Source organism: Streptomyces sp. TOM-9 (assembly GCF_056858595.1).
The window spans coordinates 1,127,475-1,151,706 of sequence record NZ_JBXEQB010000001.1; the positions used below are offsets into that span (position 1 = coordinate 1,127,475).

Sequence of the window (24,232 nt, forward strand, 5' to 3'; positions counted from 1 at the left end):
AAGGAAAAGAACCATGTCGTCGAAGTCCGCGGAGCGCACCGAGGACCTGATGGACGCACAAACGGCGTTCCACGACGTCCGCAACATCACGTTCGGGATCGCCTACCGGATGCTCGGCAACATCGGCGACGCCGAAGACGTCCTCCAGGAAGCCTGGATCCGCTGGCAGACCTACGACCGCTCCAAGGTGCAGAACCCCGATGCCTTCCTCACCACGATGGTGACCAGGCTGACGATCAACGTGCTGCAATCCGCGAGGGTCCGCCGGGAGAACTACGTCGGCGACCAGCCGCCGGAGTCGCCCGACCCCATGAGCGATCCCGCACTGGGCACCGAGAAGGCGGAAGCGCTGAAGGTCGCGGTGCTGATGCTCATGGAGAGGCTCACGCCCGCGGAACGGGCGGCGTACGTGCTCCGGGAGGCGTTCGAGTACCCCTACGGGCAGATCGCGGAGGTCATCGGACAGTCCCAGGTCAACGTGCGCCAGCTGGTGAGCCGCGCCCGCAAGCGACTGGCCGCGCAGAAACGGGCCAGCGTCTCGGCCGCCGACCACCAACGGTTTCTCGTCACCTTCCTGGTGGCGGCCCGGGCGGGGAACGTCGCCCCGCTCGAAAGGCTGTTCGCGGAGGACGTCGCCTGCCCAGCCGGAGGATCGGTGCGTGCGGAGGGGCAACAACCACGCCTGCGAATAGGTCTTCTGACCAGGCGTCACGTATCCGCGTGACCGTACGAGGTGGGTAGTCCCCTGGCTCCGACGACCGGCTGGTCGTCGGAGCCAGGGGACTACCCGCTCACCGCCGGGGCGCGCCGGTACAGCCGGATGCGGGACGGGCGTGCATGGCCCCGTCGGGCCACCGATGCCGGGCAGCAGATGACACTGGGCCGCGGGCGAGGGGGATGTGTGCGGTGGCGCGTCCGGATCGTGATCCGGACGCGGAGCGGCAACGAGGCCTGCGGCAGGCCCGTGCGTCAGGACGTCGCCGGAGCCGGCCAGAGCGCTCGCAGGGCGCCCGGCACTCCGTCCAGCGCGGAGTCGTCCATCGCCAACTGGAGGATGTAGCCGGGAAGCATGCACATGAACGCGGCGGCCATCGCCTCGGGAGAGACCTCGCGCGGGAGGGTGCCGCTCTGCTGGTGCTCACGGATGACGTCGGCCAGTGCCGTGCGCATCTGGGCCATCAGATCGTCGAGTTGCCTGGCCAGCGAAGGGTTCCGCAGTGCCTCGGACCAGGCCAGCACGGAGAGCCCGGCGATGCTCTGCTCGGCGGTCTTGACCTTCACGACTTCCAGGACGTCGGCCATGAGGTCCCCGAAGGAACCGCCGGGCCGGTTCCTCGCGACGCTCTGGACCATGGCGAGGACATCGCGCACGCTCTCCTCGACGATCGCCGTGATCATCTCGTTCTTGCTGGCGAAGTGCCGGTACACGGCGCCGGCCGACAGGCCCGACTCGGCGAACAGATCTTGCATGGACGTCGAATGGAACCCGTCGCGCAGGAAGCAGCGGCGCGCCGCGTCCAGGATCTGCTGACGGCGGGCTTCCATGTACTCCGGCGTGACCTTGGGCATGGATCCATCCTCCGCACAAAAAACGAACCTTCGTATTAACTTATCACGCCGGGCTTGGCCCGGACCGGTTCCACGGAGGGCAGCCGCAGCAGTCACAGGCTCCGCGCACGACGAGGACGGCACCCATGTGTCACATTTCGCCTCCTTTGACTGTCAATCATGCGAGTTCACGCTATTGAAGGTGGTTGGTCATGGATGTCTACGAGGCGGTCACGAGCCGACGGGCAGTCCGCGCCTTCACCGACCGGCAGGTCCCCGGCGAGGTGCTGGAGCGCGTGCTGGCTGCCGCCGCCTGGTCCCCCTCCGCGTCGAACCTGCAGCCGTGGCACGTCTACGTGGTGACCGGCGGGCCGCTGGCCGAGCTCAAGAAGCGCGCCGGCGAACGGGTGATCGCGGGCGACGCTTGGGACGAGCCCGAGTACGAGCAGTACCCGCCGGCACTGCAGTCCCCGTACCGCGAGCGCCGGGCCGCCTTCGGGGAGCAGCGCTACAGCGCCCTCGGGATCCAGCGCCAGGACCTGGAGGCGCGCCAGAGGGCCGCCGCCGCCAATTGGGACTGCTTCGGCGCACCCGCCGCCCTGTTCTGCTACGTCGACCGCGACATGGGCAAGCCCCAGTGGTCCGACGTCGGCATGTACCTGCAGTCCGTCATGCTGCTGCTCCGCACCGAAGGACTACACAGCTGCGCGCAGATGGCATGGGCGAAGTACCACAAGACCGTCGCAGAGGTCCTCGCTCCGCCGGACGAGCTCGTTCTCTTCTGCGGCATGTCCATAGGGTTCGAGGACGTCACCGCACGTCACCCCCGCCCGGCACGGGCGTCACTCACCGAGACGGTGGAGTTCGTCGGCGATTAGACCGCGGAGCACCCCACGCGGCCTTCCGCCGGTCAGGTCGAACTGCCGGCCGCGGGCGGTCCGTGTCACAAAACGACGCGCTACCCGGTCTCTACACGTGCAGGCTGGCCCGGAGGCAGGGAGTCCGTGGGGCCTTCAGGCCGGCCTGCACCTCGCGTCCGCGTGCACACGGAGGGACGGGGAAGGCACGCGATCGAGGGTCGGCGCCATCCCGCTCATGCGCTTCACGAGGTCCGGCCGTGCCGCGACGCCGGGACGGCCACGAACCGGCCGGCCCTTCGGACGAACCGCGCGACGGCTCGCCGCCGTGCGGGAACTCGTACAAGGAGTCGGGGACAGCAGATGGCGCAACAGGACAGGGCGGACGGCACTTGGCTGCCGTCGGCGGTCGAGCACTGCGCTCTGTACGAGGACGGCCGTCGAGTGCCCGGCCGGATGGATCTGGACGCACTCGTGGACCGGCGGGACGGACAAGCCGGGCGGTTCGCGTGGATCGGTCTGTACGAGCCCACCGCCGACCAGATCCAGCAGGTTGCCGACGCCTTCGACCTGCACCCCCTGGCCGTGGAGGATGCCGTCCACGCCCACCAGCGGCCCAAGCTGGAACGCTACGGCGGCACATTGTTCCTGGTCCTGAAGACCATCGTCTACGTCGACCACGAGAAGGTCACCGCGACCAGCAAGATCGTCGACACCGGGGAGATCATGGTCTTCGCGGGCCCCGGTTTCGCCATCACCGTCCGCCACGGCAGCGCCCCGCCCCTGGACCGCGTGCGCCGCCAACTCGAAGCCGACCCGCAGCAGCTGGGCCACGGACCGGCTGCCGTCATGCACGCGGTCGCCGACCTGGTCGTCGATCGCTACCTGGAGGTCGCCGACGCCTTCGACGGCGACATCGACACCCTGGAGGGCGAGGTCTTCTCCCCCGGGCGCCCCGTCGACCCCGCACGCATCTACCAGCTCAAACGGGAACTACTGGAGTTCAAGCGCGCCGTGATGCCGCTCGGCCCCGCCCTGCAGCACCTCAGCGAGCAGCCGACCCCGCACATGCCGGGCCAGGTTCCCGCCTACTTCCGCGACGTCGCCGACCACCGGCAACGCGTCGCCGAGCAGATCGTCACCTTCGAGGAACTCGTCAGCGGCATACTCGGCGCCAGCATCGCCCAGATCAACGTCCAGCAGAACGCCGACATGCGGCGCATCAGCGCCTGGGCGGCCCTCGTCGCCCTTCCCACCTTGGTCGTCGGCATCTATGGCATGAACTTCGACTACATGCCCGAGCTGAGATCCCCGTACGGCTATCCGGCAGTCCTTGCCGTCATCGCCCTCATCTGCACCGTCATCTACCGGGCCCTGCGCCGCAACAGATGGCTCTGACCGCGCCGCGCAGCCGTCGCTGCTGGTCAGGCGGGCGGGGTGAGCTGTGCGCGCACCCAATCAGGGTCAGGGTTCGTATGTGGCCGGCCGGCCACGACGACGGTCGGCACGGTCTCATTGCCGTCGTTGGCCGCCCTGACCGCCGCGGCACCAGCCGGGTCGCGCCAGATGTCGACCCAGTGCAACTGGTGGGCTCTCCTCCCCAGGCGGACGCGCAGGCGGAGGCAGTACGTGCAGCCGGGCCGCCAGAAGACGACCGGGCGGCCGTCGACCGCGCTCCGGCGCTGCGCCTCCGACGCACTGATGCCTCGGGGGAAGACCAGCGGCGAGTTCACGCCCGCGAGCAGCAAGAACCCCGCGAAGAAGGCTGCGGCCTCACCGGGGCTCCCCCCGAGAACCAGCCCGGTCGCGACAACCGAGCCGCAGACCACGAGCAGCATTGGCAAGATCCACGCACGCGTCATGCTGCCGCAGCCTATCCGTGAGCCGAAAGCGCGCCCGACCGGGCTGCCACGCTTGGGGCTTCGCCGTACGCCGGCACCCCGCGAGGAGGCTCCCGCCCGCCCGCACGACACGGAAATCACCGCCTACGCACCGGTCGGATTCCGCGGCGGGATCTGGCTATTTCCTGACTGGCCCATCACATGGCCGATGTGCGGAAGATCTGCGCAACCGACCTTTGCCCTCTCTGAAACGGCCTTTCTTCGGCCACTGAATGGCGTGTTACTCGTCTTCCCTCTGACTGGGATGCACTGGAATCCTCGGGCCCGCCCCAGCGCAACCTGGTGCGCCGGGGACTCAAGGGAGGGTGAGATGAATCGTTTCCTGGCAGGCCTTGCGACGGTCGCTCTCGGAGCGGGCCTCGTCATAGCCACCGGGGGCCCTGCGTCGGCCACACCGGCTTGTGTCAACTACGGCGGGTTCGAGGTACCTGGAGGGACGGCCTGGGTGCCACTGGCTTCGGGCTTCAACACGAGCTGCCACCTGCAGAGAGGCTATGCGAACGACGGAGTGTGGGCGCTCCAGGTCAGCATGACCGAGTGCTACGGCGAGAACCTCGAGTGGGACGGGGACTTCGGCCCCGCCACCGAGGCGGCTCTCAAGCGCACGCAGAAGAAGATCGGCGTGACCGCCGACGGGCAGTACGGCCCTTACACCCGAGACAGGATGCTGCACGCCGGCACCTGGGCTGGTGAATGCTTCAGATTCGACGGACCCGGCGGCTACTGACCTGAGCTGCCTCAACTCCCTGCGCCCCGTGGCATCGGCCCTCGGGCGCAGGGCTTTTCTCCGTTCGAGACATCGGGCCGGAAATTCGGGGCCCCCCGCCGGTCACCCACGAACTGCGCGACCTCGGATTCCGTCATGGACGTAGTGCACGTCGAGAGTGGAGGCGTCGGCGCGCTGCGGAATCAGTCCGGCCGGTGTCGATCCCCCAGGTGACGCCAGGAAGAACGGATCTCAATCCGGCGACTCGGTCGGTTCGGAGGCCGTTGCCGCAGCGGTGTCGGCTGTCGCACCTCGTGGGCATCATGTGCGACTCCGGGACGACGGCAACGCCAGGCCGCCGACGGCGGCCTCCCCGTCGATGCCGGGCACCGCCCCGTCGGCGTTCTCCCGGTCGGCGGTGAAGTAGCGGGGTGCGCAGCCGACGGAACCCGACTGGGCGGGGACGTAGAAAAGCCCAGCCGGGTCGGTTTCGGCGGGTTCGGGGTCTTCCCCGTACACGTACAGGCACATGGTGTTCCTCCTGGAGCGAGGCAGATACGCGACGCGGGCACGGGCCCGCGTCCGGCAATGAGGCTATGCCCGCAGGTCAGGCCGCGATCTCGCTCCGCGGCAAACCCTGACGCCGCCCTGACGGTGGGGAGCCGCGCCCGGGCCTCCGCGAGCCCCCCAAGGCCCAGGCGCGGCGGAAGGGTCGGCGGCCTGCGGCAGGGTGCGCGGCAGATCGTGCGCACGGGCGGGACCGAGGGTGCGTGGAAACCGGTCCGGGGAGATCGGGAACCCGGCGGACGGGGTCGACAGGTAACAGGGGACCGCGACCAGTGCCCGGCCCGTATGGGGAGGAACCGATGAGAGCAGATCACTCCCGGCAGAGCCCGGCCGCGTGGGCGGGCTGACTCCCGTGATCTTCCCGGGCTCGGCGACGGTCTCCGCCGCGCCGGGGTCCGGCCGCGGCCACCTCTGCGTCCGTCTTCGGGTCCGGTGCTGGAAGGGGTGGCCCGCCCGACGACCCATCCCCTCCGCTTCCACCCCCTTCCACTGTCACCGGCCGCTTCGCCGTGCCCGGTAAGAAAGGCATGCCTTGACACACAAGAGACGAGCGCCGGTTGCGGCTTTCGCCCCGTTCGCCGCCAGCACCATCGCCGCGGCCCTGCTGAGCGGAACGGTCGGCGTCGTCCAGGCCGCGCCGGCCGATGGCGCGTCCCGTACCGGATCGCGTCCTGGGGCCGCGTTCGGCGCGGGTTCCGACGCCACACGGCGGACGGTCACCCTCGTCACCGGCGACAAGGTGACGCTGGACGCCACCGGCAAGGTCGTCGGCGTCACGGCCGCCGAGGGCCGGGAGGGCATGGCGTTCCGCATATCCCGCGCGGCCGGCGGTGACACCTACGCCGTGCCGCGCGACGCCGAACGGCTGATCGCGGACGGCACCGCCGACCGGCAACTGTTCGACGTGACACGGCTGGTGAGTTTCGGGTACGACGATTCCTCACGGCCCGACCTGCCGCTCATCGTCACCTACACCAAGGGCGGTCCCGTCGCGGCGCGTACGCTGTCGGACTCCGGCGCCCGCGTCACCCGCGACCTGCCCAGTATCAACGGCGACGCTCTGCGGGCCCGCAAGTCGGAGGCCGCGACGCTCTGGCGGACCCTCACCGGCGGTGGCGCGAGCGCCCGTTCGCCGGCCGCCGCCGCCACCTCGGCCCAGGTCGAGAAGATCTGGCTCGACGGCAAGGTCACGGCGACTCTGGACCGCAGCACGGCGCAGATCGGTGCTCCCGCTGCCTGGGCGGCCGGTTACGACGGCGCCGGTGTCACCGTCGCCGTGCTGGACACCGGTGTGGACGCCACGCACCCGGATCTGAGGGACCGCGTCGACGCACAGGTGAACTTCTCCGAGTCCCCGGACACTGCCGACCGCGTGGGCCACGGCACGCACGTGGCCTCGACCGTCGCGGGATCCGGGGCCCGGTCGGGTGGGAAGTACAAGGGCGTCGCGCCCGGCGCCCGCATCATCAGCGGCAAGGTCCTCGGCGACGACGGATCGGGCAGCCCCTCGGGCATCATCGCCGGCATGCAGTGGGCCGTCGCCCAGGGCGCGAAGGTGGTCAACCTCAGCCTCGGCAGCGACGACACCCCGGAGACCGACCCGGTCGAGCAGGCCGTAAACGAGCTGTCGGCGGACTCCGGCACCCTCTTCGTCATCGCCGCGGGCAACGGCGGCCCCGCCGCGGGCACGATCGGTTCCCCCGGCAGCGCCGCCGCCGCGCTCACCGTGGGCGCGGTGGACCGGGCGGACGCCATCGCGGAATTCTCCAGCCGGGGCCCGACCGCCGACGGCTCCCTCAAGCCCGACCTCACCGCCCCCGGCGTGGACATCGTCGCCGCGAAGGCCGCGGAGGGCGTGGAGGGCGACCCGGCAGCCGACGGCTACGTGTCGATGAGCGGTACGTCGATGGCCACCCCGCATGTGGCGGGCGCCGCCGCGATCCTGGCCCAGCAGCACCCGGACTGGACCGGCGAGCGGATCAAGGCCGTCCTCACCGGTTCCGCCGCGCCGACCCCGGACCTGGCCGCGTTCGCGCAGGGCACCGGCCGCACCGACATCGCGCGGGCGATACGTCAGCACGTGACCAGCAGCCCCACCTCGCTGGACTTCGGCACCGCACGGTGGCCGCACGCGGACGACGAGCCCGTCACCAAGACGGTCACCTACCGCAACGACGGTGACCGCCCGGTCACCGTCGACCTGGCGACCGAGGCGTTCGGCGAGGACGGGAAGCCGGCCGCCGAGGGCATGTTCGACGTCTCGCCGAAGCGGCTCACGATCCCGGCGGTAGGCACCGCGACCGCCACGGTGACCGCCGACAGCCACGCGGGCACGGCCGACGGCACGTTCGGCGGCTCCGTGACGGCGACGGCCGGGGAGACCTCCGTGCGGACCGCCATCGGCGTGCACCGCGAGCAGGAGTCGTACAACCTGACGGTCAGGCACCTGGATCTGGGGGGCAGGCCCACCGGCGATTCCGCGACGGGCGTGTACGGCCTGGACAACGACATCTGGCGGGACTACTCCGAGCCCACGGACGGGGAGTTCACCGTGCGGCTGCCCAAGGGCCGCTACTCGCTCGAGGGCCGCGTCTCCACCGGGGCGGACCCCGACGACGGGAAGCTGGCGCTGCTGCTGCACCCGAAGTTCCCGCTGACCCGGGACACCATCCTGGTCATGGACGCCCGCAAGGCCAGGCCCGTCCGGATTACCGTGCCCGACCGCGCGGCCGAGAACACCGACGCCACACTCAACTTCGGCGTCAGCGACAACGGATCCGGCTACACCTCCACCTACGACATGGGCAGCTTCGGCAATCTGCGCGTCGGGCAGCTCGGGGCCCCGCTTCCCGCAGGCGAGGCGTTCGCGCAGTACAACGGGACGTGGACCCACGGCACGGTGAACTACCGGCCGGCCTCGAACCGCACCGGCGACCTCTCCGGATTCACCGCGAAGCTGCGCCGCCAGGACTTCGCCAAGCTCGCGCTCACCCTCGGCGCGCCCGCCGCGGGCAAGACCGGCAGCCTCGTCGCCGCGCCCCTGACGCCGGGCGGCAACTGGTTCGACTTCCACCCGGAGGAGGGCGCCCTGCCGCGCACCGTCACCGACTACGTCCTGCCGGGCGTGAAGTGGCAGTACGCCACCGGCCAGTACGGCGCTCCGGGTGCGGACGGCGAACCCGTGTGGGACGGCGGCCAGACCGTCACCCGGGCGAGGGCCTACGCCGCGGGCACGACGTACGCGCAGCGCTTCAACATCGGCGTCTTCGGCCCGCACCTGTACAGCGCAGGTGGGAAGGCGTCGGGTGCGGTCCGTCTCGGCGACGACTTCAGCGCCTACGTGCCGCTGTTCTCCGACGGCGCGGGCCATGTCGGCGTCTGCGACTACACCAAGGCCACGAGCGCGCTGTACGCGGACGGCACGCCGGTGTTCACCTCGGACACGCCCCTGGACGGCGACACGCACACCCTGCCCGCCGGGTCTCGGGCCTACCGGCTCACCACGGACGTCACCCGCGCCGCGTCGCTCTCCGCGGTCAGCACCCGGGTGACCGCGGAGTGGACCTTCCGCTCCGCCCACGTCTCGGGCGACACCATGACGTGGCTGCCCCTGTCGGCGGTGCGCTTCACGCCCAAGCTCCAAGCGGCCAGCACGGCCAAGGCTGGCAGGGCCTTCACCGTCCCGTTCACGGTCGAGGGCGCGGCCACCGCCCGCACCGCCCGCAAGCTGGCGTTCTCGGTGTCCTACGACGGCGGCAGGAGCTGGAAGCCGGCCAAGGTCACCGACCGTGAGCGGCTCGAACTGCGCCACCCCGCCCGCCCGGGCACCGTCTCCCTGCGCGTCGTGCTCACCGACGCCGACGGCAACACCGCGCAGCAGACGATCTACCGCGCCTACCGCACCACCGCGTAGGCACTCCGCTCCACGCGCGGGCCCCGGGCCGACGGCCCGGGGCCCGTCCGCTCCCGACGTCCGGGGTTACGCGTCGACCGCGCGGGTCGTCCCGGCCCAGCTGTCCAGGTCGGCCAGGCGTGCGGTGAGGGCGGCGCGCATGGCGTCCGCGCCGAAGACGCCGAGGGCCAGTCGCAGGGGCGGGGCGTCGCTGTCCGCGGCTGCTCGGATGCCCGCGGCGATGCGCGCCGGTGACGCGTACGCGGACGCGGGCTGTGCGCCGATGGCCTTCTGGACCTCGCGGACGGTCTGGTCGTAGTCGTCGATGGCGGCCGCGACGTCGAGGTTGTCGAGGAAGGCCGTGGCGGTGGGACCGGGCTGGACCATGGTGACCTTGATGCCGAGCGGGGCGAGCTCGTCGGCGAGGGCGTCCGACAGACCTTCGACGGCGTACTTGGTCGCCGCCAGGAGACCGACGCCGGAGTGGGCGCACTGCCCGTAGAGCGAGGAACCCTGGAAGATGTGGCCGGAGCGCCGTGCGCGCAGCACGGGCAGGGTCGCGCGGAGCACGTTCAGGACCCCGAAGACGTTCGTGTCGAAGATGGCGCGGGCCTGCTCGTCCGTGGCCTCCTCGACTGCGCCGAAGAGGCCGTATCCCGCGTTGTTGGAGACCACGTCGATCCGGCCGAACCGGTCCACGGCCTGCTCCACCGCCCCCGTCACCGCTTCCTGGTCGCGCACGTCGGCGTCGATCAGGAGCAGCCGCTCGGGGTGCGCCGCACGCAGGTCGTGCAGGGACGCGGTGCTGCGGGAGAGCGCGGCGACGTTCTCGCCGGCGTCGAGCGCCTGCGTGGTCAGCTCGCGGCCGATGCCGGAGGTGGCGCCGGTGATCAGCCAGGTACGCGACTGGGTCTGGGATGGCTGCGTCATGATTACGACCGTAATGCGCCGCTTCGTCTTCTTCGACCGCACCAGCCCCGACCGGCCTCACACACCGAAGGCGCCGCCCTCGACGAGGACGAGCGGCAGCAGGATGTGACCCCACCGGCTGAGTGCCTTCGCGATGACCGGGCGGGTGGCGAAGTGCCGGCCCGCGAAGCACCACACCGCCACCAACACCAGGAAGACGACGGCGTAGACGCTCATCCCACCCATGTCGTCGATGTTCGTGACGGCGAACAGCCCGGCTGCCTGCCCGACGACGCCCAGGTCCACGAATGCCCCTCCTGCTCGGTTGCCCGGCGGCGATATCCGCCGCACGCCCGTGCCTGGGAACCCCTCGGCAAGCGGCGTCGAAGACCAGGAGGGGGGTCGTGCCCTGGCCGACGCCTGCTACCTCCAGTACAAGAACGTCCGCCCCGACTACGTCACCAAGCTCTGGGACCTCGTCAACTGGAACGACGTCATCGCCCGCTTCGAGACGGCGAAGGCCGCGTCCGGCGCCTGACGTGCAGCGCGCATCCGGCCTCGCCCGCACGGCGGGCGGGGCCGTCCGCTCGACTTCCACCCTTTCCGTAACACCCCAACCCTGTGTACGGTTCTTACATGTCGCGTGTGCAGCAAGCCATGGAACGGGACGTTCCGGAACTCGTACGCCTTCGGTCCCTCCTGTTCGAGACCCTCGGGGGCGACTTCTTCAACCCCGCGTCAGGCGACCACGATTGGCGGACCGCCCTTGCCTCGGTCCTGAGGGAACAGATCGCGGCGGAGACCGTGCGGATCCTCGTCGTCCCCGGCCCCACAGGCCTCGCGGCCTGCGGCATCGGCACCATCGAGCAGCGCCTGCCCGGACCACACCTGCGCAACGGCCGTATCGGGCACGTCATCGGCGTGGTCACCGACCCCGCTCACCGGCGACGCGGCCACAGCCGGGCCATCATGCGGGATCTGCTCGACTGGTTCCGGGAACGCGACGTCGCCCGCGTGGACCTGTACGCGTCCGAGGACGGTGAACCGCTCTACCGGGCCCTGGGCTTCACCGACCACCCCGACCCCTCGCTCTACTGGCGCCCGGCCGGCGTGTAGGAGCCGTACGCCCCCGCTGGCGCTTCACTCACAGCGGCGAGGCGTCCGGGCGGGTACCCGAGGGTTCCAGCCGGACGACGATGCCCTTTGAGGTCGGCTGGTTGCTGGTCTCGGCCACGCTCTCCAGCGGCACCAGGACCTGGGTCTCGGGGTAGTACGCGGCGGCGCAGCCCAGCGCGGTCGGGTAGGGGACCACCTCGAAGCCCTCCGCACGGCGCTCCACGTCATCGTTCCACACGCTCACCAGGTCCACCGACTGTCCTTCGCGAAGCCCGAGTTCGGTCAGGTCCGCGGGGTTGACCAGCACGACGCGGCGGCTGCCGTGGATGCCCCGGTACCGGTCGTTGTTGGTGTACGGGATGGTGTTCCACTGGTCGTGGGAGCGCAGGGTCTGCAGCAGCAGGTGCCCGTCCGGGGCCCGCGGCATGGCCCAGGCGTTGCTGGTGAACATGGCCTTGCCGGTGGCGGTGGCGAAGACGCCCTCGTTGACGGGGTTCGGCAGCCTGATGCCGCCCGGCCGGACGACTCGCCGGTTGAAGTCGTGCAGCCCCGGCAGGATGTGCGCGATGCGGTGGCGGATCGTGCCGTAGTCGGTCTCGAACTGCTTCCACGGGATGCCGGTCCTGCCGTCGAGGGTGTGCCGGGCGAGCCGGCACAGGATGGCGATCTCGCTGAGCAGCAGTTTGGAGGCCGGTTCGAGTCGTCCTCGGGAGGTGTGCACCTCGCTCATCGAGTTCTCGACGGTGACGAACTGCTCGCCGCAGGGCTGGACGTCCCGTTCGGTGCGGCCCAGGGTCGGCAGGATGAGTGCCGTCCGTCCGCAGACCGCGTGCGACCTGTTGAGCTTGGTGGAGATGTGGGCGGTCAGGCGGCATCGCCGCATGGCCTCCTCGGTGACCGCGCTGTCGGGCGCGGCCCGGACGAAGTTGCCCGCGAGGGCGAGGAAGACCTTGATGCGGCCCTCCCGCATGGCCTTGATCGAGTTCACGGAGTCCAGACCGTGGGCGCGTGGCGGGTCGAAGCCGAACTCCCGCTGCAGCGCGTCCAGGAAGGAGTCCGGCATCTGCTCCCAGATGCCCATCGTGCGGTCGCCCTGGACGTTGCTGTGTCCGCGCACCGGGCAGGCGCCGGCCCCGGCCCTGCCGAGGTTGCCTCGCAGCAGCAGGAAGTTGACGATCTCCCGGATGGTGGGGACGGCGTGTTGATGCTGCGTCACGCCCATGGCCCAGCAGACGATGACGCGCTCGCTGCGCAGGACGTCGTCCCGTACGTCCTCGATCTCCTCGCGGGTCAGTCCCGTCGCGGGGAGGACCTGTTCCCAGCCGATGCCGCGGGCGTGCTGCGCGAACTCCTCGAAACCGCTGGTGCTGGAGCGGATGAAGTCATGGTCGAGCACGGTGCCCGGCCGGGCGTCCTCGGCCTCCAGCAGGAGCCTGTTGAGGCCCTGGAACAGCGCGAGGTCGCCGCCGCTGCGGATGTGCAGGAACCGGTCGGCGATCTGGGTGCCGTGTCCGACGATCCCGCGCGGCTTCTGCGGGTTCTTGAACCGCAGCAACCCGGCTTCCGGGAGCGTGTTCACCGCGATGATGCGGGCGCCGTTGCGCTTGGCCTCCTCCAGGGCGGACAGCTGCCGCGGATGGTTCGTACCCGGATTCTGGCCCACCAGGAAGATCAGGTCGGCGTGGTGGAGGTCGTCCAGGCTGACCGTTCCCTTGCCGGTGCCGAGGGTCTCGTGCAGGGCGGTGCCGCTGGACTCGTGGCACATGTTGCTGCAGTCGGGCAGGTTGTTGGTGCCGAACGCCCTGGCGAAGAGCTGCAGGACGAAGGCGGCCTCGTTGCTGGCCCGGCCCGAGGTGTAGAAGACCGCCTCGTCGGGTGAGTCGAGCGAGTTCAGCTCCGCGGCGACCAGCTCGAAGGCGTCGCGCCAGCTGATCGGTTCGTAGTGGTCGGAGTCGGGCCGCTTGACCAGCGGTTCGACGAGCCGGCCCTGCTGGTTCAGCCACAGGTCCGACCCCCGTCCCAGCTCGGAGACCGAGTGCCGCCGGAAGAACTCGACGGGGATGCGCCGCGTCGTGGCCTCATCGTTGATGTGCTTGGCACCGTTCTCGCAGTACTCGTTGCGGTGCCGGTGGCCGGGAGCGGGATCCGCCCAGGCGCAGCCGGGGCAGTCGATGCCGTCCACCTGGTTCATGGTCAGCAGCGTCACTCCGGTGCGCGCGACCGAGGTCTCCTCGAGGGAGTACTCCAGCGCGTGCCGTACGGCGGGGACTCCCGCGGCCCATTCCTTGGGCGGAGTCACACCGAGCGCTTCGTCCGGCTCTTCCCGGGGGGCCTTCTTCATGACGTGCGTCCCTCGTTCCCTCGTCCGCGGATCGCTCATCCGACCGGCCAGCGCGGGACCCGGCTCCGTGGCGGTTCCGGCTCCAGCGGCTGCACGTGTCCGTTGTGGATGGACGCCCGCCAGGCCCCGCTCTCCTCGCCGATGCCCTCGATGTACTCCTTGAAGTTGCGCAGCTCGGCGCGGACGACGCGGCGCGTGACGCCGAGGGCACTCGTGACGGTGTCCGCGAAACCGCGGCGTGTGGCCTCGATGCGTACGGTCACCTCGGTGCGGTCCGGCGCCGCGGGGCGGAACGAGACCGTGCCCCGGTGGTAGGGGCTGCGTTCCAGGCTCTGCCAGACGAGGTGGGAGTCCGGTTGCTGCTCGACGATCTCCGCCTTGAACTCCCGGTGCAACGGGCCGATCCCGATGACCCAGTGGGTGACCGAGGGGTTGATCTGCTCGACCCTCTTCACCGCGGACATGAACCGCGGAAAGCTCTTGAACTGGGTCCATTGGTTGTACGCGGTACGTACCGGGACCGCGATCTCGACCACTTCTTCGACGGTCGTCATGGCCCACCTTCTTCAGGCGCCGCTCTCTCCAGTGTCACCGCCCGGCCGGGACGTCGCATGTGGGTGAGCGCGGTGAGGGGACGCTGCGCCCGGCTCCCGTCACGTTCGGTGGCGGCCGCGTGTCCGGCGCTGCCCCACACGACGCAACTGCCTCCGGTCCGGCACAGTGGGCGCGCCGGACCGGAGGCAGTTGACGTTGCGTCTCCCCTTCGACGCTAGGCGGTGCGGTTCCGCCGGACGAACCCGACCGCCGTGTCGACGACGAGGAATCCGAGCAGCGTGACGCCCAGGAGTGGCAGGGCCCAGCCGAGAGCGGCGACGGCCGGGACGCCGATGATCAGCACCGGCAGGGGCAGCTGCCGCCAGGTCCCCCGTGCCGGGGCCTTGCCGAGTGCCGCCGTGCGGTCGCCACGCGTGGGCCGGCGCTGCCACCACATCCGGTAGCCCCACACGATGACGGCGATCAGGCCGAGCGCGATCAGGGCCAGCAGGATCTGGTTGACGATGCCGAACAGCAGGCCCATGTGGCCCTGGACGCCGAGCTTGCTGAGCTTGGCCAGGACCGGGTAGTCGGCCCACCTGCTCTCCGAGGTGACCTCGCCCTTGGCGGCGTCGACGGCGACCTGGTCGTAGTGGACCGGCCAGAGGTCGTCGTCCTGCGCCACGGTCCAGGCGGCCGCGTCGTCCGTGGGCGGCGTCAGCTCCACCCGGCCGCCCAGCCCGGCGTCGCGGGCCACCCCGAGGACCGCGTCGAAGTCGGCGGGGTCCGCCGACGCCGCGCCCTGGTCCGTGCCGTGTCCGGCGTGCCCCGCGTGCTCGCCCTCCGTCGCCTCGGCTCCGCCGGGCAGCGAGGTGACCAGCTCGGGGGCGTGTCCCTTGGCCGCGTCCAGCAGCTGCCCGAACCGGTCACCGGCGTAGTGGGACCAGGTCAGACCGGTGGCGCTGAGAGCGAGCAGGCCGACGGCGATCCAGACGCCCGTGGCCGCGTGCCAGCTGCGGGTACGCCGTACGCCCCGGGCGGAGCGGTCGGGCAGCAGCGCACCGCGCGCCGACGTGGCACGCTGCCCGCGGGCGCGCCCCAGCCACAGGACGAGGCCCCCTGCCACGATCACCCACAGCCAGCTCGCGGCGACCTCCGAGTACAGACGCCCGGTCTCACCGAGGTGCAGGTTGCGGTGCAGGTCGTCCAGCCAGGTGGTCAGCGGCGTCGAGCCGTACCACGTGGTCAGCTCACCCCTGACCTCGGCCGTGTACGGGTCCACGAACACCGTGCGCTGGTTCTCGCCCAGCTCCGGCAGCGACAGCACCACCCGCGTGGTCTCCTCCGGGCCGGACGGAGTGATCACCGAGGACAGCGTGCCCTCCGGGTGGGCCGCCCGGGCGGCGGCGATCTGCTCCGCCAGGGGGCGCGGTTCGTCGCCGGCCTTCGCCACGCTGAGCTGGTCGCCGTAGACGAGCTGGTCGAGCTGGGGCGTGAAGGTGTAGGCCAGCCCCGTCAGGGCGGCCACGAGCAGGAAGGGGGCGACGAACACCCCCGCGTAGAAGTGCAGCCGTACGAGCAGCGCCCGGACGCCCTTCCACGAACGGCCGGGTTGTACGGGACCGGTCCCCGAGGTGGGCCGCGGTACGGCGGGGCCGTCGGCCTCCGCGACGGCCACCGCGGCTCCGTCGCGGTCGTCTCTTGGCGTTTGTTCCTGTGTCGAAGTCATGCGTGCATCCCCAATCGGCGCCCGGCGCGCTGGGCGCGGGCGCTCGTGAAGTCGACGATTCGGTCCGCCTTCACGGCGGTACGGCGTGACGGGCCCGCCGTTCCGGCACCGGGCGCGCGTGGATGCGCCGGGCGGACGGTGTACGTGGGCACGCCGGACTGCGTCCGTCACCACGACGGGGCGTGACGGACGGTCAGGATCAGATCGCCGGCTGCGGGGGGCCGCGCCGTGTGACGCTGTGCCACAGGGTCGCCTGGTGGTCCAGGCGTGGGGGGACGTGGAAGGACGCGGGCGTCGCGGGGGCGGGTGAGGTGACGACGGCTCGGACGTGCGAGGCCCGGCGCAGTGGAGCGAAGACGAAAGCGGCCAGGGATCGGCCGAGTTGGAAGGCCGCGGCCTCACCGCGCCACAACCACAGCCCGCACAGGACCGCGGCCAGGGCGTGGGCGGAGACCATGCCGGTGGACCAGCCGCCCATGGCGGCGGTGCTCATGGGCATCGCGGCCGCAGCGGCCGAAGACCGGTGGCCGGCCGTCATATCGGCGGGGGCGGCCGCAAAGGCCTGGGCGAGGCTGAACCAGCCGTGCAGGGCGAACTGGGCCCCCACGGTCGCCACCATGACCGCCGGGGCACCGCGCTCACGGCGACCCGCCAGCCACCACGCCCCGGCGGTGGTGGCGGTGAACCCGTACCCCACCGCCCAACCGGGAACCGCCCGCGACATCAGGGCGTGTCCGAGACCCGTCACCGCCACGCACACGGCCGCGAACACCGCGGCACGCGCGAGGCGGAAGGCGGGCCCGGATGTCATGGGCAGCAATGATGCCATTGACCACCCGAATGAGGGATGGGGCACGCGGAAGCACCGACGGCGCACGAGGGCCTGTGCTAGCTACGCGCCGTCAGGCTCCGTGGACGCTCCCCCAGTCCATCGCCGCCCACCACAGCGCGCGGCCGTAGCCCCGACCGCGGTGCCCGCGCCGGACCCCGTAGTGCTGGGGCATGAGCCGGCGGGCGCCGATGACACCCGCGACGTGCCCCTCGTGGACGACGACGAGGACCCGTCCCACGGAGCCACGAGCACCGGCCGAGCCCTTCCCAGCGGAAGGGCCCGCACCGCACCCTGCTTCGTGGGGACGGGAGGTCGGCCCCGGCGCAACTTGCTCCGGCGCGGCCCGGCGACATGCGGGCGGCCCGCCGGGTACCGGCGGGCCGCTCCATCCCCACAACCTGGCGGCAGGCGCTCTCCGCCCGATCGCGCCCATGACCTCCCCGCAGGTTGATGCAATAACCCTACATATTGCTTGACGCGGCAAGCAAGTCGCCCGAGGGATCGCAAGAGCGTGCCCTGCGGACAAACCGCAGTATTTTCTCGATTCGACCCATATCCGGGTGAAACGATTTAGCATGCCCCTGTTGGAGCTGGCGGCAGCCTCGGGCACGTCACCGAAAGTGCCCGGGCCGTCATCAGATTTTGCTTTCGCTGACGCGGTGACATCGTGAACCAGGCATTTCGCACGAACATCCTTCCGCCCCACGAGAAGGCGGAGTACTGGACGGACGCAGTCCACCAGGCAGTCACCAGGCTTGAGATCCGGCCTCCAGAGGACGGCACGTTGTGCGGGTCCCTGTGGTTGGCCTCGGTCGGTGCCATCCATGTGGGCCACGTCGAGGCAAGCCCTCAACGGATGGCCCGGACCAGAGGGATCATCGCCAACGACACCGGCAACGCGCTCATCGTGAGCCTGCAGGAAGCAGGCAGCAGCGTCGTGGCGCAGGACGGGCGCGAGACCCTCCTCACCCCCGGGGAACTGGTCCTGCTCGACTCCCGGCGACCCTTCTTCAGGGACTTTCCCGGCAGCTTCCGTCAGAACATCGCCTCCATCCCACTCGAGATGCTGGACCTTCCCGATGCGCATCTGGCCCGCGTCACCGGGCAGGCGTATCGCCCGACCCACTACATCGGCGGAATCCTCGCCGCGTACGTGACCAGGCTCGCCGCGGCGGCGGAGTCCGAGACCTGCCTGGCAGGAGCGCAGCAGCACCTGGAGCGGGGGATGCTCGACGTGCTGACCGCGCTGGTGGCACACGACGGCCGACTCAACGCGGAGGTCACGCCCACCGCCGAGGAGACGATGCGGCTGCTCGTGCGCGACTACATCAAGGCCCACCTCGGCCGACCGGAACTCTCTCCGGCCGTGATCGCGGCCGCGCACCACATCTCCGTGCGCTATCTGCACAAGTTGTTCCAGGGCGAGGAAATGACCGTCAGCCGATGGATCCACCACCAGCGGCTGGAAGCCTGCCGCGAGGATCTCGCACGTCCTGACCTGGCCGGGTTGACGGTGGCGACGATTGCGCAGCGATGGGGTTTCGCCAGTCCCGCACACTTCAGCCGGACCTTTCGTGCCGCCTACGGCATCTCCCCGGCCGCGTGGCGCCGCATGGCCCTCGCCGACCTTCCCTGGCACGCTCGACCGGCGGCTACGACGAGGCGCCGTTCGTGATCAGCGCCGCCGCATGGGCCTGACGCCTTCCGACGGGTCGGGGTCCGCCGGGCAGGGAAGGACCGCGCCGCCCCCCTCTCCGTGGCGGGCCAGCGCGATCATCGCGAGATCGTCGGCCGGCAGGGCACCGCAATGAGCGACGATGTCCTCGAGGATCTCCGCCAGGACGTTGTGCAGGCGCTCATGACAGAAACGGTGCTGGTCATGCCACGTCCACGAGGTGGCGCGTTCCAGGAGCGGGAAGGAGATCCCGCTGCAGTCACGGGCCTCGATGAGACCGTCGGTGTACAGCAACAGCGTGTCTTGGGGGCCGAGTTCGAAGGCGTTCTCATGGGCGCGGATGTCGCACAGCGGGCTGAGCCCGAGCGGCGGGCAGGGCGTGCCGGGCAGCAGGACCAGTTCTCCCGGGCGTGCCCGCACCGGGGGCGGATGGCCGAAGTTGACCATGCGGGCGCCGGGCTCACCGTCCGGCACCTCCAGGATCAGTGCCGTCGCGAAGCGTTCGTCCGCGTCGCAGCGTGCGTCGTCGTCCGCGTCGGCCAGGTACCGCAGGAAACTCTCCTCCAGGCGGGTGGACAGCTCGACCAGGGAGACCGGCTGCGGCGCCCATTCGCGAAAGGCTCCGAGGATGGCGATGACGTCGAGGAACGAGGGCAGTCCTCTCCCCCGGACGTCGGCGATGATGATGCGGGTCGCCGCGTCGGCCCGGGCGACCGCGTAGAGGTCCCCGCCCACCCGGACTTGTCCGCCGCAGGCGCGGTAGACGGAAGCGACATCGAGGCCGCCGACGCGCGAGGGAAGCGGTCGCAGCAGCACATCCTGCACGGCGTCGGAGACGGCGAGGGCACTGGCCACCCGCCGGCGGTACAGCCGGAGCAGCCTGCCGCATGCCACGGCCGCCGCCGGTGCCGCAACCAGCTGCAGGAGACGGCAGGCGGTCCTCACCCGACCGCGCAAGGGAACGGCCGCGCAGATCGTGAGTACCCCCAGCAATGCCCCCGCGATGGGTACGAGCCGTACCACTGGCATCTCGTCGAATTGCTCGAGATCGGTCATGCCGCACCTCTCCTTTCCCATGCGCCCGCCTTGTTGGTGGGAGGCTGCGGCGGCCGCCGGGGCGGACGCTCATCGGGGGTCCGGTGGTCGTCGCGCCACGACCGTAGGCGAGGCAGAGCGGCGAAGCTTGCGCGGCGGCGCATGAGATCTTGACCATGCACGCAGCATCCAGAGGGTGGCGCCTCGAAGGCGGCCCGCGACTCGTGCAGGAAAGACGTCGCCGACGGCAGGCCGGGAGCGACAGGCGGTGCTGAGGCCTCGTCACGCGATGCTCGTACTGCTGCACACGCTGCTGTGGCGCGAGGCCGGTTGGCCGATCCCCCCGCCCGCCTGCATCCCATGGGCGCGCGGGTGGATCGACCACGGCGAAATAGGCGACTGGCCATCTATTTCACCCAAGGGGTTCAAGGGTGATGACGTGACGGTATCCACGCGGCAGTCCACGGACGTCATCGAGCCCCCTGTGGGATCGATGCCCACACGGGCCCTCCAGGACGCGGGTCTGCCGTGGATCGAGGACGCCGGCCACATCGCGCCGAAGGATGCCCGCCAGTTGTCGAAGCTGTTCTTCGACCGGCTGCAGAGCATTGAAGCGGGCACAGCCGAGTACAGCTACGCGCGCAACACGCTGATCGAGATGAACGTGTCCCTGGTCCACTTCGCTGCCTGTCGATTCCGCAGCCGCGGTCCCGAGGAGCAGGAGGACATCCTGCAGGTCGGCACCATTGGCCTGATCAAGGCCATCGACCGGTTCGACCTGAGCCGCGAGGTCGAGTTCACGACCTTCGCCGTTCCCTACATCGTCGGAGAGATGAAGCGGTTCTTCCGCGACACCTCCTGGGCCGTGCACGTGCCGCGACGCCTGCAGGAGTTGCGGGTGGAGCTGGCCAAGGCTCGTGACCACCTCACTGCGGTCCTCGACGCCCCGCCCAGTGTGGCGGAACTGGCGGCGTACCTGGAGATCGGCGAGGAGGAGGTCATCGAGGGTATGGTCGCCGCCAACGGCTACAGCGCCGGTTCCCTCGATCTGCCCACTGACGAGGAGGGTGAGGGTGGCATCCGCTCCAACGCCGACACGATAGGTGCCTGCGATCCGGCGATCGAGAAGGTCGAGGACCTGCGGGCGCTCGCCCCCATGCTGGACCAGTTGGGTGAGCGCGAACGTGTCCTCTTGCAGATGCGGTTCGGCCGGGAGTTGACCCAGTCCCCGATCGGCGTCGAACTCGGGCTCTCCCAGATGCACGTGTCCCGGCTGCTCTCGCGGCTGCTGTCCAAGCTCCGTGCGGAGATGCTCACCGACTCCTGAGCCCGCGTCCTCCTGGGGGGTGACTGATCATCGCCGCCTGCGGCCGCCACGTGCCCGCTCGGAGGAGCGATCAGGACTCTGCTCTTCGTCCTCTTCTTCCTCGCCCTCCTCTGCTTCGTCCTCGGGGTACTCGTCCTCCTCTTCCTCTTCGTCTTCCTCTTCGTCGCCCTCCTCTTCGTCCTCGGGGTACTCGCCCTCCTCTTCCTCTTCGTCTTCCTCTTCGTCGCCCTCTTCGCCCTCGGCGTACTCGCCCTCCTCTTCCTCTTCGTCCTCGGGGTACTCGCCCTCCTCTTCCTCTTCCTCCCCCTCTTCGCCCTCGGGGTACTCGTCCTCGCCTTCGTACTCGTCAGGCTCCTCCGCGCCTTCCTCTTCGGCGGCCTGCTCTTCTTCCTCGATGGCTTCCTCGTGCGTCCGGACCACTTCGCCGTCGCGGATCTCGCCGCGCCAGCCGTCCGCTTCCTCGTCGGTAAGGGTCACGTAACGCTGGAAGTGCTTGAAGTCCAGGCGCAGACGACGCCCTTGCGCGCGCCAGACGTTTCCGGTCTTCTCGAAGAGGCCAGAGGGGTAGTACTCGACCACGAGCACGATGCGGGTGAGGCTGGGTGCCAATTCGTGGAAGCTCACGCAACCGCGCGTGGTGCCCTTGGCACCCTCCGAGGTCCAGACGATGCGTTCGTCCGGCACCTGCTCCTGCGTCGTGGCCTTCCACCCGCGGGTCGACGGACCCACCTTGACCTTCCAGTCGCTGTCCGCCTCCTTGCCCCGTGACGCGCTGCGGACGCCCTTGGTGAAGCTGCTGAACTTCTCGTACTGAGTCCAGTGGTCGTAGGCGAAGCGCAACGGCACGCCCACGTCCAGTACTTCAATGATGTTCATGACCTTGGGCGTACCGGACTTACGGCCCTTGCCCCCTCCGCCGCCGAACACCCCCTTGACCTTGTCGACGACGTTGTCCTTGATGCTCTTCGCCTTCTCACCGATCAGAGCCTTCACCGGTGAGTCCCCTTGGAGCATTCGCAGGCCCGCCTTGGGGAGCACGCCGCCCCCGTCAGCCACACCCTGGAGCCCGCTGGTGACGTCGCCGAGTTTGTCCGTGGCCTTGTCCGCCAGATTCTGTACCTGGGCCCCCAGGAAGCTCGTGAACGCGCCGCGCAACTGGTCGAGCCCCGAGCCCTGTTCGCCTTCGCGTGTCGTGCCGGCCATGGGCCTACCTCCGCCGTGTGGATGCCTTCTTCGCCGCCGTCTTCTTCGCCGCCGTCCTCTTGGCCGGAGCGGAGGCCTTCTTCGCAACTGCCGTCTTCTTCGCGGGAGCGGAGGACTTCTTCGCCGCCGTCGTCTTCTTCGCGGGCGCCGTCTTCTTCCCTGTTGTCTTCCTGGCCGGCGCCTTGTGGGGAGCCGCCTTGGCGGGGCGGCGGGTTCCACCACCACCGCGCGCACCCTCATCCCGGTCCGCGTCCTTGCGAGCTGGCCGGCGGCGCCTGGGCTCGGGCTTCTCCGGCTCCTCCTCTTCCGTCTCTGCCTCACCCTCGGATGTCTCCTCCTCTTCTTCTTCCTCCTCCTCGGGCTCCTCCTCGGGCTCCTCCTCTTCCTCCTCGTATTCGTCCTCGGGCTCCTCCTCTTCCGGCTCCTCTTCCTTGCGCTTGCCTATGCGCTCAGTACGTGCTTGCAGGGAGTCGGCCAGCGCCGAGAGCTTGCGGTCGGCAACCGCGCCCATCGCCTGGCGGCCGGCTTTCAAAGCCTCACCGCGTAGCTGCTCGCTGAGTTCTTCGAATTGAGGAAGTTCACGCAGCCTCTTGACCCCTTCCGTCAGCAGCTGTTGGGGTTCGAGGCCGACCCGCCGTCCGGCCAGGTAGGTCGCGATGCCGAAGGCCAGCCGCCCCTTCTTGGTCCGGCCGAGGATGTAACCTCCGGCGACCGCGACAGCAAGAGCGACTTTGGGTACGTCGTTCATCGAGTTTCCCTTCGAGAGGGTTACCGAGCTGGTGTTCCGGCTGGCGCCCGCCGTCGCCGGGAACGGGGGCTCGCTCGTCAGGGCGAAGCGTCCGCACGGGGTGGCGCGCAGTGGCCGCGCTGCTCGCTCCGCTATCTCCAGTCTGGGTTGTGACGTCAGCAGGCGCATGCGGAGGGCGGAACGCCATGGAGAATGGCGGCCACCCGATCCGCGCCTCCGCGGTCCGTGAGTGGCCTTGCCACCTCATGCGCCGACGTGGGCGGGCTCCTAGCATGGGATGCATGTGCGCAGATGACGTCCAGCGGCCTCTGAGGCAGCCGGACTTCACAGCCCACGCCGTGCCCACCAGCGCAGTTCCTGGTCACAGGGCAAAGGGGACGCGCCAGCGAGCGGTCGGTCTCGCCGAGGCGACCGGACGCGGAGCCGCGGGGGCCGCCCACCAGGTCGGCGAGATGGCGGAGGCGGCCGCCGGGGCCATGGAACCGCTGAAACCGAGACTCCGTGGCTGGTTGCACGCCGGTATGTTTCCGGCCTCACTGATCGCGGGCATCGCGCTGATCTGCCTTGCACGCACAACTCTGACGACGCTCGCCTGTGGGATCTACTCCGCCTCCGCGTGGCTGCTGTTCGGCACCAGCGCGCTCTACCACCGCGGCACCTGGCGTCCTCGCGGGGAGGCGGTCCTGCGCCGACTGGACCACGCCAACATCTTCGTCATCATCGCCGGCACCTACACACCCCTGACCGTGGTCCTTCTTCCCCAGCACAGACGAGCCGTCCTGCTGGGACTCATGTGGGCCGGCGCGCTCGCCGGAGTCGCCTTCCGGGTGCTGTGGGTGGGGGCACCCCGCTGGCTGTCCACCCCCTGCTACCTTGCGCTCGGCTGATCCGGCGCTTTCCTCCTACCGGACTTCCTGCGCGTCGGCGGGCCCGTGGTCGTGGTCCTGATCGTCACCGGCGGAGTTCTCTACACCGCAGGCGCAGTGGTGTACGCGACGAAGCGACCCGACCCCTCTCCGCGCTGGTTCGGGTTCCACGAGGTGTTCCACACCTTCACCCTGGCTGCTTTCACGACCCACTACGCGGCGATCGCCCTGCCCGCCGTCTGACCGGCATGTGACCTGCGGTTCCTGGCATGCGCAGCGGGGTCCGTGGAGCGTAGCGTGGGAAGTGTCCGCCCGGCCGGCCGTGTGAATACCCCCACGAGGCCCGGGCCCCGACCGGGCGGGCCCAGGCTGTCCACAGCGTCGATCCCTTCCGGCAGCCGCAGCCGGGGGCCCGGCAGCAAGGGGACGTACGCCTTCACGCAGGA

At 70.2% G+C, this 24,232-nt stretch carries 21 protein-coding genes and 2 pseudogenes; 10 read left to right on the forward strand and 13 right to left on the reverse strand.

All coding sequences use genetic code 11. The features are described from left to right. The first annotated feature begins 13 nt into the window (after positions 1-13). Positions 14-724 carry a sigma-70 family RNA polymerase sigma factor gene (locus AC1VWI_RS05300; RefSeq protein WP_499509747.1) on the forward strand — a complete coding sequence of 237 codons (711 nt, stop codon included), beginning with the start codon at positions 14-16 and terminating at the stop codon, positions 722-724. A gap of 245 nt (positions 725-969) precedes the next feature. Here the strand turns inward: AC1VWI_RS05300 and AC1VWI_RS05305 are convergent, their stop codons facing one another. Continuing rightward, complete coding sequence (locus AC1VWI_RS05305; RefSeq protein ID WP_499509748.1) at positions 970-1,569, reverse strand: TetR/AcrR family transcriptional regulator; 600 nt, start codon at positions 1,567-1,569, stop codon at positions 970-972. Between the two features lie 191 nt (positions 1,570-1,760). Between AC1VWI_RS05305 and AC1VWI_RS05310 the strand changes: the two genes are divergently transcribed. Together AC1VWI_RS05310 and AC1VWI_RS05315 are read left to right on the forward strand one after the other, a co-directional pair. Further along, the gene (locus tag AC1VWI_RS05310; RefSeq protein WP_499509749.1) at positions 1,761-2,426 is read left to right on the forward strand and encodes a nitroreductase; all 666 of its coding nucleotides are present in this window, start codon (positions 1,761-1,763) and stop codon (positions 2,424-2,426) included. 342 nt (positions 2,427-2,768) lie between these two features. After that, positions 2,769-3,803: a magnesium and cobalt transport protein CorA gene (locus tag AC1VWI_RS05315; protein ID WP_499509750.1), complete on the forward strand. Its 1,035-nt coding sequence runs from the start codon at positions 2,769-2,771 to the stop codon at positions 3,801-3,803. 26 nt (positions 3,804-3,829) lie between these two features. Here the strand turns inward: AC1VWI_RS05315 and AC1VWI_RS05320 are convergent, their stop codons facing one another. Continuing rightward, a complete protein-coding gene (locus AC1VWI_RS05320; RefSeq protein WP_499509751.1) occupies positions 3,830-4,267 on the reverse strand; it encodes a glutaredoxin domain-containing protein in 438 nt (145 codons plus the stop codon). Between the two features lie 484 nt (positions 4,268-4,751). Between AC1VWI_RS05320 and AC1VWI_RS05325 the strand changes: the two genes are divergently transcribed. Next, positions 4,752-5,033 carry a peptidoglycan-binding domain-containing protein gene (locus AC1VWI_RS05325; RefSeq protein ID WP_499509752.1) on the forward strand — a complete coding sequence of 94 codons (282 nt, stop codon included), beginning with the start codon at positions 4,752-4,754 and terminating at the stop codon, positions 5,031-5,033. Between the two features lie 300 nt (positions 5,034-5,333). Here the strand turns inward: AC1VWI_RS05325 and AC1VWI_RS05330 are convergent, their stop codons facing one another. Beyond that, positions 5,334-5,543, reverse strand: a complete 210-nt coding sequence (locus AC1VWI_RS05330) for a hypothetical protein (RefSeq protein WP_499509753.1) — start codon at positions 5,541-5,543, stop codon at positions 5,334-5,336. 568 nt (positions 5,544-6,111) lie between these two features. On the opposite strand from AC1VWI_RS05330, the gene AC1VWI_RS05335 reads away from it, so the two are divergent. Then, entirely contained in the window at positions 6,112-9,492 is a 3,381-nt protein-coding gene (locus AC1VWI_RS05335; protein WP_499509754.1) for a S8 family peptidase, read from the forward strand. Between the two features lie 66 nt (positions 9,493-9,558). On the opposite strand, the gene AC1VWI_RS05340 is transcribed toward AC1VWI_RS05335, so the two are convergent. Together AC1VWI_RS05340 and AC1VWI_RS05345 are read right to left on the reverse strand one after the other, a co-directional pair. Then, positions 9,559-10,401, reverse strand: a complete 843-nt coding sequence (locus AC1VWI_RS05340) for an SDR family NAD(P)-dependent oxidoreductase (RefSeq protein ID WP_499509755.1) — start codon at positions 10,399-10,401, stop codon at positions 9,559-9,561. A 57-nt stretch (positions 10,402-10,458) separates the two neighbouring features. Further along, positions 10,459-10,686, reverse strand: coding sequence for a hypothetical protein (locus AC1VWI_RS05345; RefSeq protein WP_499509756.1), 228 nt, complete (start codon positions 10,684-10,686; stop codon positions 10,459-10,461). A 112-nt stretch (positions 10,687-10,798) separates the two neighbouring features. Between AC1VWI_RS05345 and AC1VWI_RS05350 the strand changes: the two are divergent. Together AC1VWI_RS05350 and AC1VWI_RS05355 are read left to right on the forward strand one after the other, a co-directional pair. Then, positions 10,799-10,918 (forward strand): annotated as a pseudogene (locus AC1VWI_RS05350) (Fe-Mn family superoxide dismutase); the annotation flags it as partial. Positions 10,919-11,016: 98 nt separating this feature from the next. After that, the gene (locus AC1VWI_RS05355) at positions 11,017-11,496 is read left to right on the forward strand and encodes a GNAT family N-acetyltransferase (RefSeq protein WP_499509757.1); all 480 of its coding nucleotides are present in this window, start codon (positions 11,017-11,019) and stop codon (positions 11,494-11,496) included. Positions 11,497-11,524: 28 nt separating this feature from the next. Here the strand turns inward: AC1VWI_RS05355 and AC1VWI_RS05360 are convergent, their stop codons facing one another. The 5 genes from AC1VWI_RS05360 to AC1VWI_RS05380 form a co-directional block, all read right to left on the reverse strand. Then, positions 11,525-13,837 (reverse strand): FdhF/YdeP family oxidoreductase, encoded by a 2,313-nt coding sequence (locus AC1VWI_RS05360; RefSeq protein ID WP_499509758.1) that lies wholly within the window; start codon positions 13,835-13,837, stop codon positions 11,525-11,527. Positions 13,838-13,872: 35 nt separating this feature from the next. Then, positions 13,873-14,391 (reverse strand): SRPBCC family protein, encoded by a 519-nt coding sequence (locus tag AC1VWI_RS05365; protein ID WP_499509759.1) that lies wholly within the window; start codon positions 14,389-14,391, stop codon positions 13,873-13,875. A 215-nt stretch (positions 14,392-14,606) separates the two neighbouring features. Next, positions 14,607-16,100: a PepSY-associated TM helix domain-containing protein gene (locus AC1VWI_RS05370; protein ID WP_499509760.1), complete on the reverse strand. Its 1,494-nt coding sequence runs from the start codon at positions 16,098-16,100 to the stop codon at positions 14,607-14,609. Between the two features lie 199 nt (positions 16,101-16,299). Next, on the reverse strand, positions 16,300-16,911 hold the full coding sequence (locus AC1VWI_RS05375; RefSeq protein WP_499509761.1) for a hypothetical protein: 612 nt from the start codon (positions 16,909-16,911) through the stop codon (positions 16,300-16,302). Positions 16,912-17,002: 91 nt separating this feature from the next. Then, complete coding sequence (locus AC1VWI_RS05380) at positions 17,003-17,170, reverse strand: GNAT family N-acetyltransferase (protein ID WP_499509762.1); 168 nt, start codon at positions 17,168-17,170, stop codon at positions 17,003-17,005. Positions 17,171-17,599: 429 nt separating this feature from the next. On the opposite strand from AC1VWI_RS05380, the gene AC1VWI_RS05385 reads away from it, so the two are divergent. Next, positions 17,600-18,607 carry a helix-turn-helix domain-containing protein gene (locus tag AC1VWI_RS05385; RefSeq protein WP_499509763.1) on the forward strand — a complete coding sequence of 336 codons (1,008 nt, stop codon included), beginning with the start codon at positions 17,600-17,602 and terminating at the stop codon, positions 18,605-18,607. Here the strand turns inward: AC1VWI_RS05385 and AC1VWI_RS05390 are convergent, their stop codons facing one another. Further along, positions 18,608-19,663 (reverse strand): PP2C family protein-serine/threonine phosphatase, encoded by a 1,056-nt coding sequence (locus tag AC1VWI_RS05390; RefSeq protein WP_499509764.1) that lies wholly within the window; start codon positions 19,661-19,663, stop codon positions 18,608-18,610. It abuts the gene before it with no gap. A gap of 472 nt (positions 19,664-20,135) precedes the next feature. On the opposite strand from AC1VWI_RS05390, the gene AC1VWI_RS05395 reads away from it, so the two are divergent. After that, positions 20,136-20,969 (forward strand): SigB/SigF/SigG family RNA polymerase sigma factor, encoded by an 834-nt coding sequence (locus AC1VWI_RS05395; RefSeq protein ID WP_499516725.1) that lies wholly within the window; start codon positions 20,136-20,138, stop codon positions 20,967-20,969. A 27-nt stretch (positions 20,970-20,996) separates the two neighbouring features. Here the strand turns inward: AC1VWI_RS05395 and AC1VWI_RS05400 are convergent, their stop codons facing one another. Both AC1VWI_RS05400 and AC1VWI_RS05405 read right to left on the reverse strand, forming a co-directional pair. Further along, entirely contained in the window at positions 20,997-22,172 is a 1,176-nt protein-coding gene (locus tag AC1VWI_RS05400; protein ID WP_499509765.1) for an SRPBCC family protein, read from the reverse strand. A gap of 4 nt (positions 22,173-22,176) precedes the next feature. Further along, positions 22,177-22,920: a histone protein gene (locus tag AC1VWI_RS05405; protein WP_499509766.1), complete on the reverse strand. Its 744-nt coding sequence runs from the start codon at positions 22,918-22,920 to the stop codon at positions 22,177-22,179. Positions 22,921-23,372: 452 nt separating this feature from the next. On the opposite strand from AC1VWI_RS05405, the pseudogene trhA reads away from it, so the two are divergent. Then, positions 23,373-24,029 (forward strand): annotated as a pseudogene (gene trhA, locus AC1VWI_RS05410) (PAQR family membrane homeostasis protein TrhA). Positions 24,030-24,232 lie beyond the last annotated feature (203 nt).

What these genes read in the sequence shown, in the direction of transcription:
- AC1VWI_RS05300 (WP_499509747.1), top strand. Translation starts at nt 14, where the DNA reads ATGTCGTCGAAGTCCGCGGAGCGCACCGAGGACCTGATGGACGCACAA.
- AC1VWI_RS05305 (WP_499509748.1), bottom strand. Translation starts at nt 1,569, where the DNA reads ATGCCCAAGGTCACGCCGGAGTACATGGAAGCCCGCCGTCAGCAGATC.
- AC1VWI_RS05310 (WP_499509749.1), top strand. Translation starts at nt 1,761, where the DNA reads ATGGATGTCTACGAGGCGGTCACGAGCCGACGGGCAGTCCGCGCCTTC.
- AC1VWI_RS05315 (WP_499509750.1), top strand. Translation starts at nt 2,769, where the DNA reads ATGGCGCAACAGGACAGGGCGGACGGCACTTGGCTGCCGTCGGCGGTC.
- AC1VWI_RS05320 (WP_499509751.1), bottom strand. Translation starts at nt 4,267, where the DNA reads ATGACGCGTGCGTGGATCTTGCCAATGCTGCTCGTGGTCTGCGGCTCG.
- AC1VWI_RS05330 (WP_499509753.1), bottom strand. Translation starts at nt 5,543, where the DNA reads ATGTGCCTGTACGTGTACGGGGAAGACCCCGAACCCGCCGAAACCGAC.
- AC1VWI_RS05340 (WP_499509755.1), bottom strand. Translation starts at nt 10,401, where the DNA reads ATGACGCAGCCATCCCAGACCCAGTCGCGTACCTGGCTGATCACCGGC.
- AC1VWI_RS05355 (WP_499509757.1), top strand. Translation starts at nt 11,017, where the DNA reads ATGTCGCGTGTGCAGCAAGCCATGGAACGGGACGTTCCGGAACTCGTA.
- AC1VWI_RS05360 (WP_499509758.1), bottom strand. Translation starts at nt 13,837, where the DNA reads ATGAAGAAGGCCCCCCGGGAAGAGCCGGACGAAGCGCTCGGTGTGACT.
- AC1VWI_RS05365 (WP_499509759.1), bottom strand. Translation starts at nt 14,391, where the DNA reads ATGACGACCGTCGAAGAAGTGGTCGAGATCGCGGTCCCGGTACGTACC.
- AC1VWI_RS05370 (WP_499509760.1), bottom strand. Translation starts at nt 16,100, where the DNA reads ATGACTTCGACACAGGAACAAACGCCAAGAGACGACCGCGACGGAGCC.
- AC1VWI_RS05375 (WP_499509761.1), bottom strand. Translation starts at nt 16,911, where the DNA reads ATGACATCCGGGCCCGCCTTCCGCCTCGCGCGTGCCGCGGTGTTCGCG.
- AC1VWI_RS05390 (WP_499509764.1), bottom strand. Translation starts at nt 19,663, where the DNA reads ATGACCGATCTCGAGCAATTCGACGAGATGCCAGTGGTACGGCTCGTA.
- AC1VWI_RS05395 (WP_499516725.1), top strand. Translation starts at nt 20,136, where the DNA reads ATGCCCACACGGGCCCTCCAGGACGCGGGTCTGCCGTGGATCGAGGAC.
- AC1VWI_RS05400 (WP_499509765.1), bottom strand. Translation starts at nt 22,172, where the DNA reads ATGGCCGGCACGACACGCGAAGGCGAACAGGGCTCGGGGCTCGACCAG.
- AC1VWI_RS05405 (WP_499509766.1), bottom strand. Translation starts at nt 22,920, where the DNA reads ATGAACGACGTACCCAAAGTCGCTCTTGCTGTCGCGGTCGCCGGAGGT.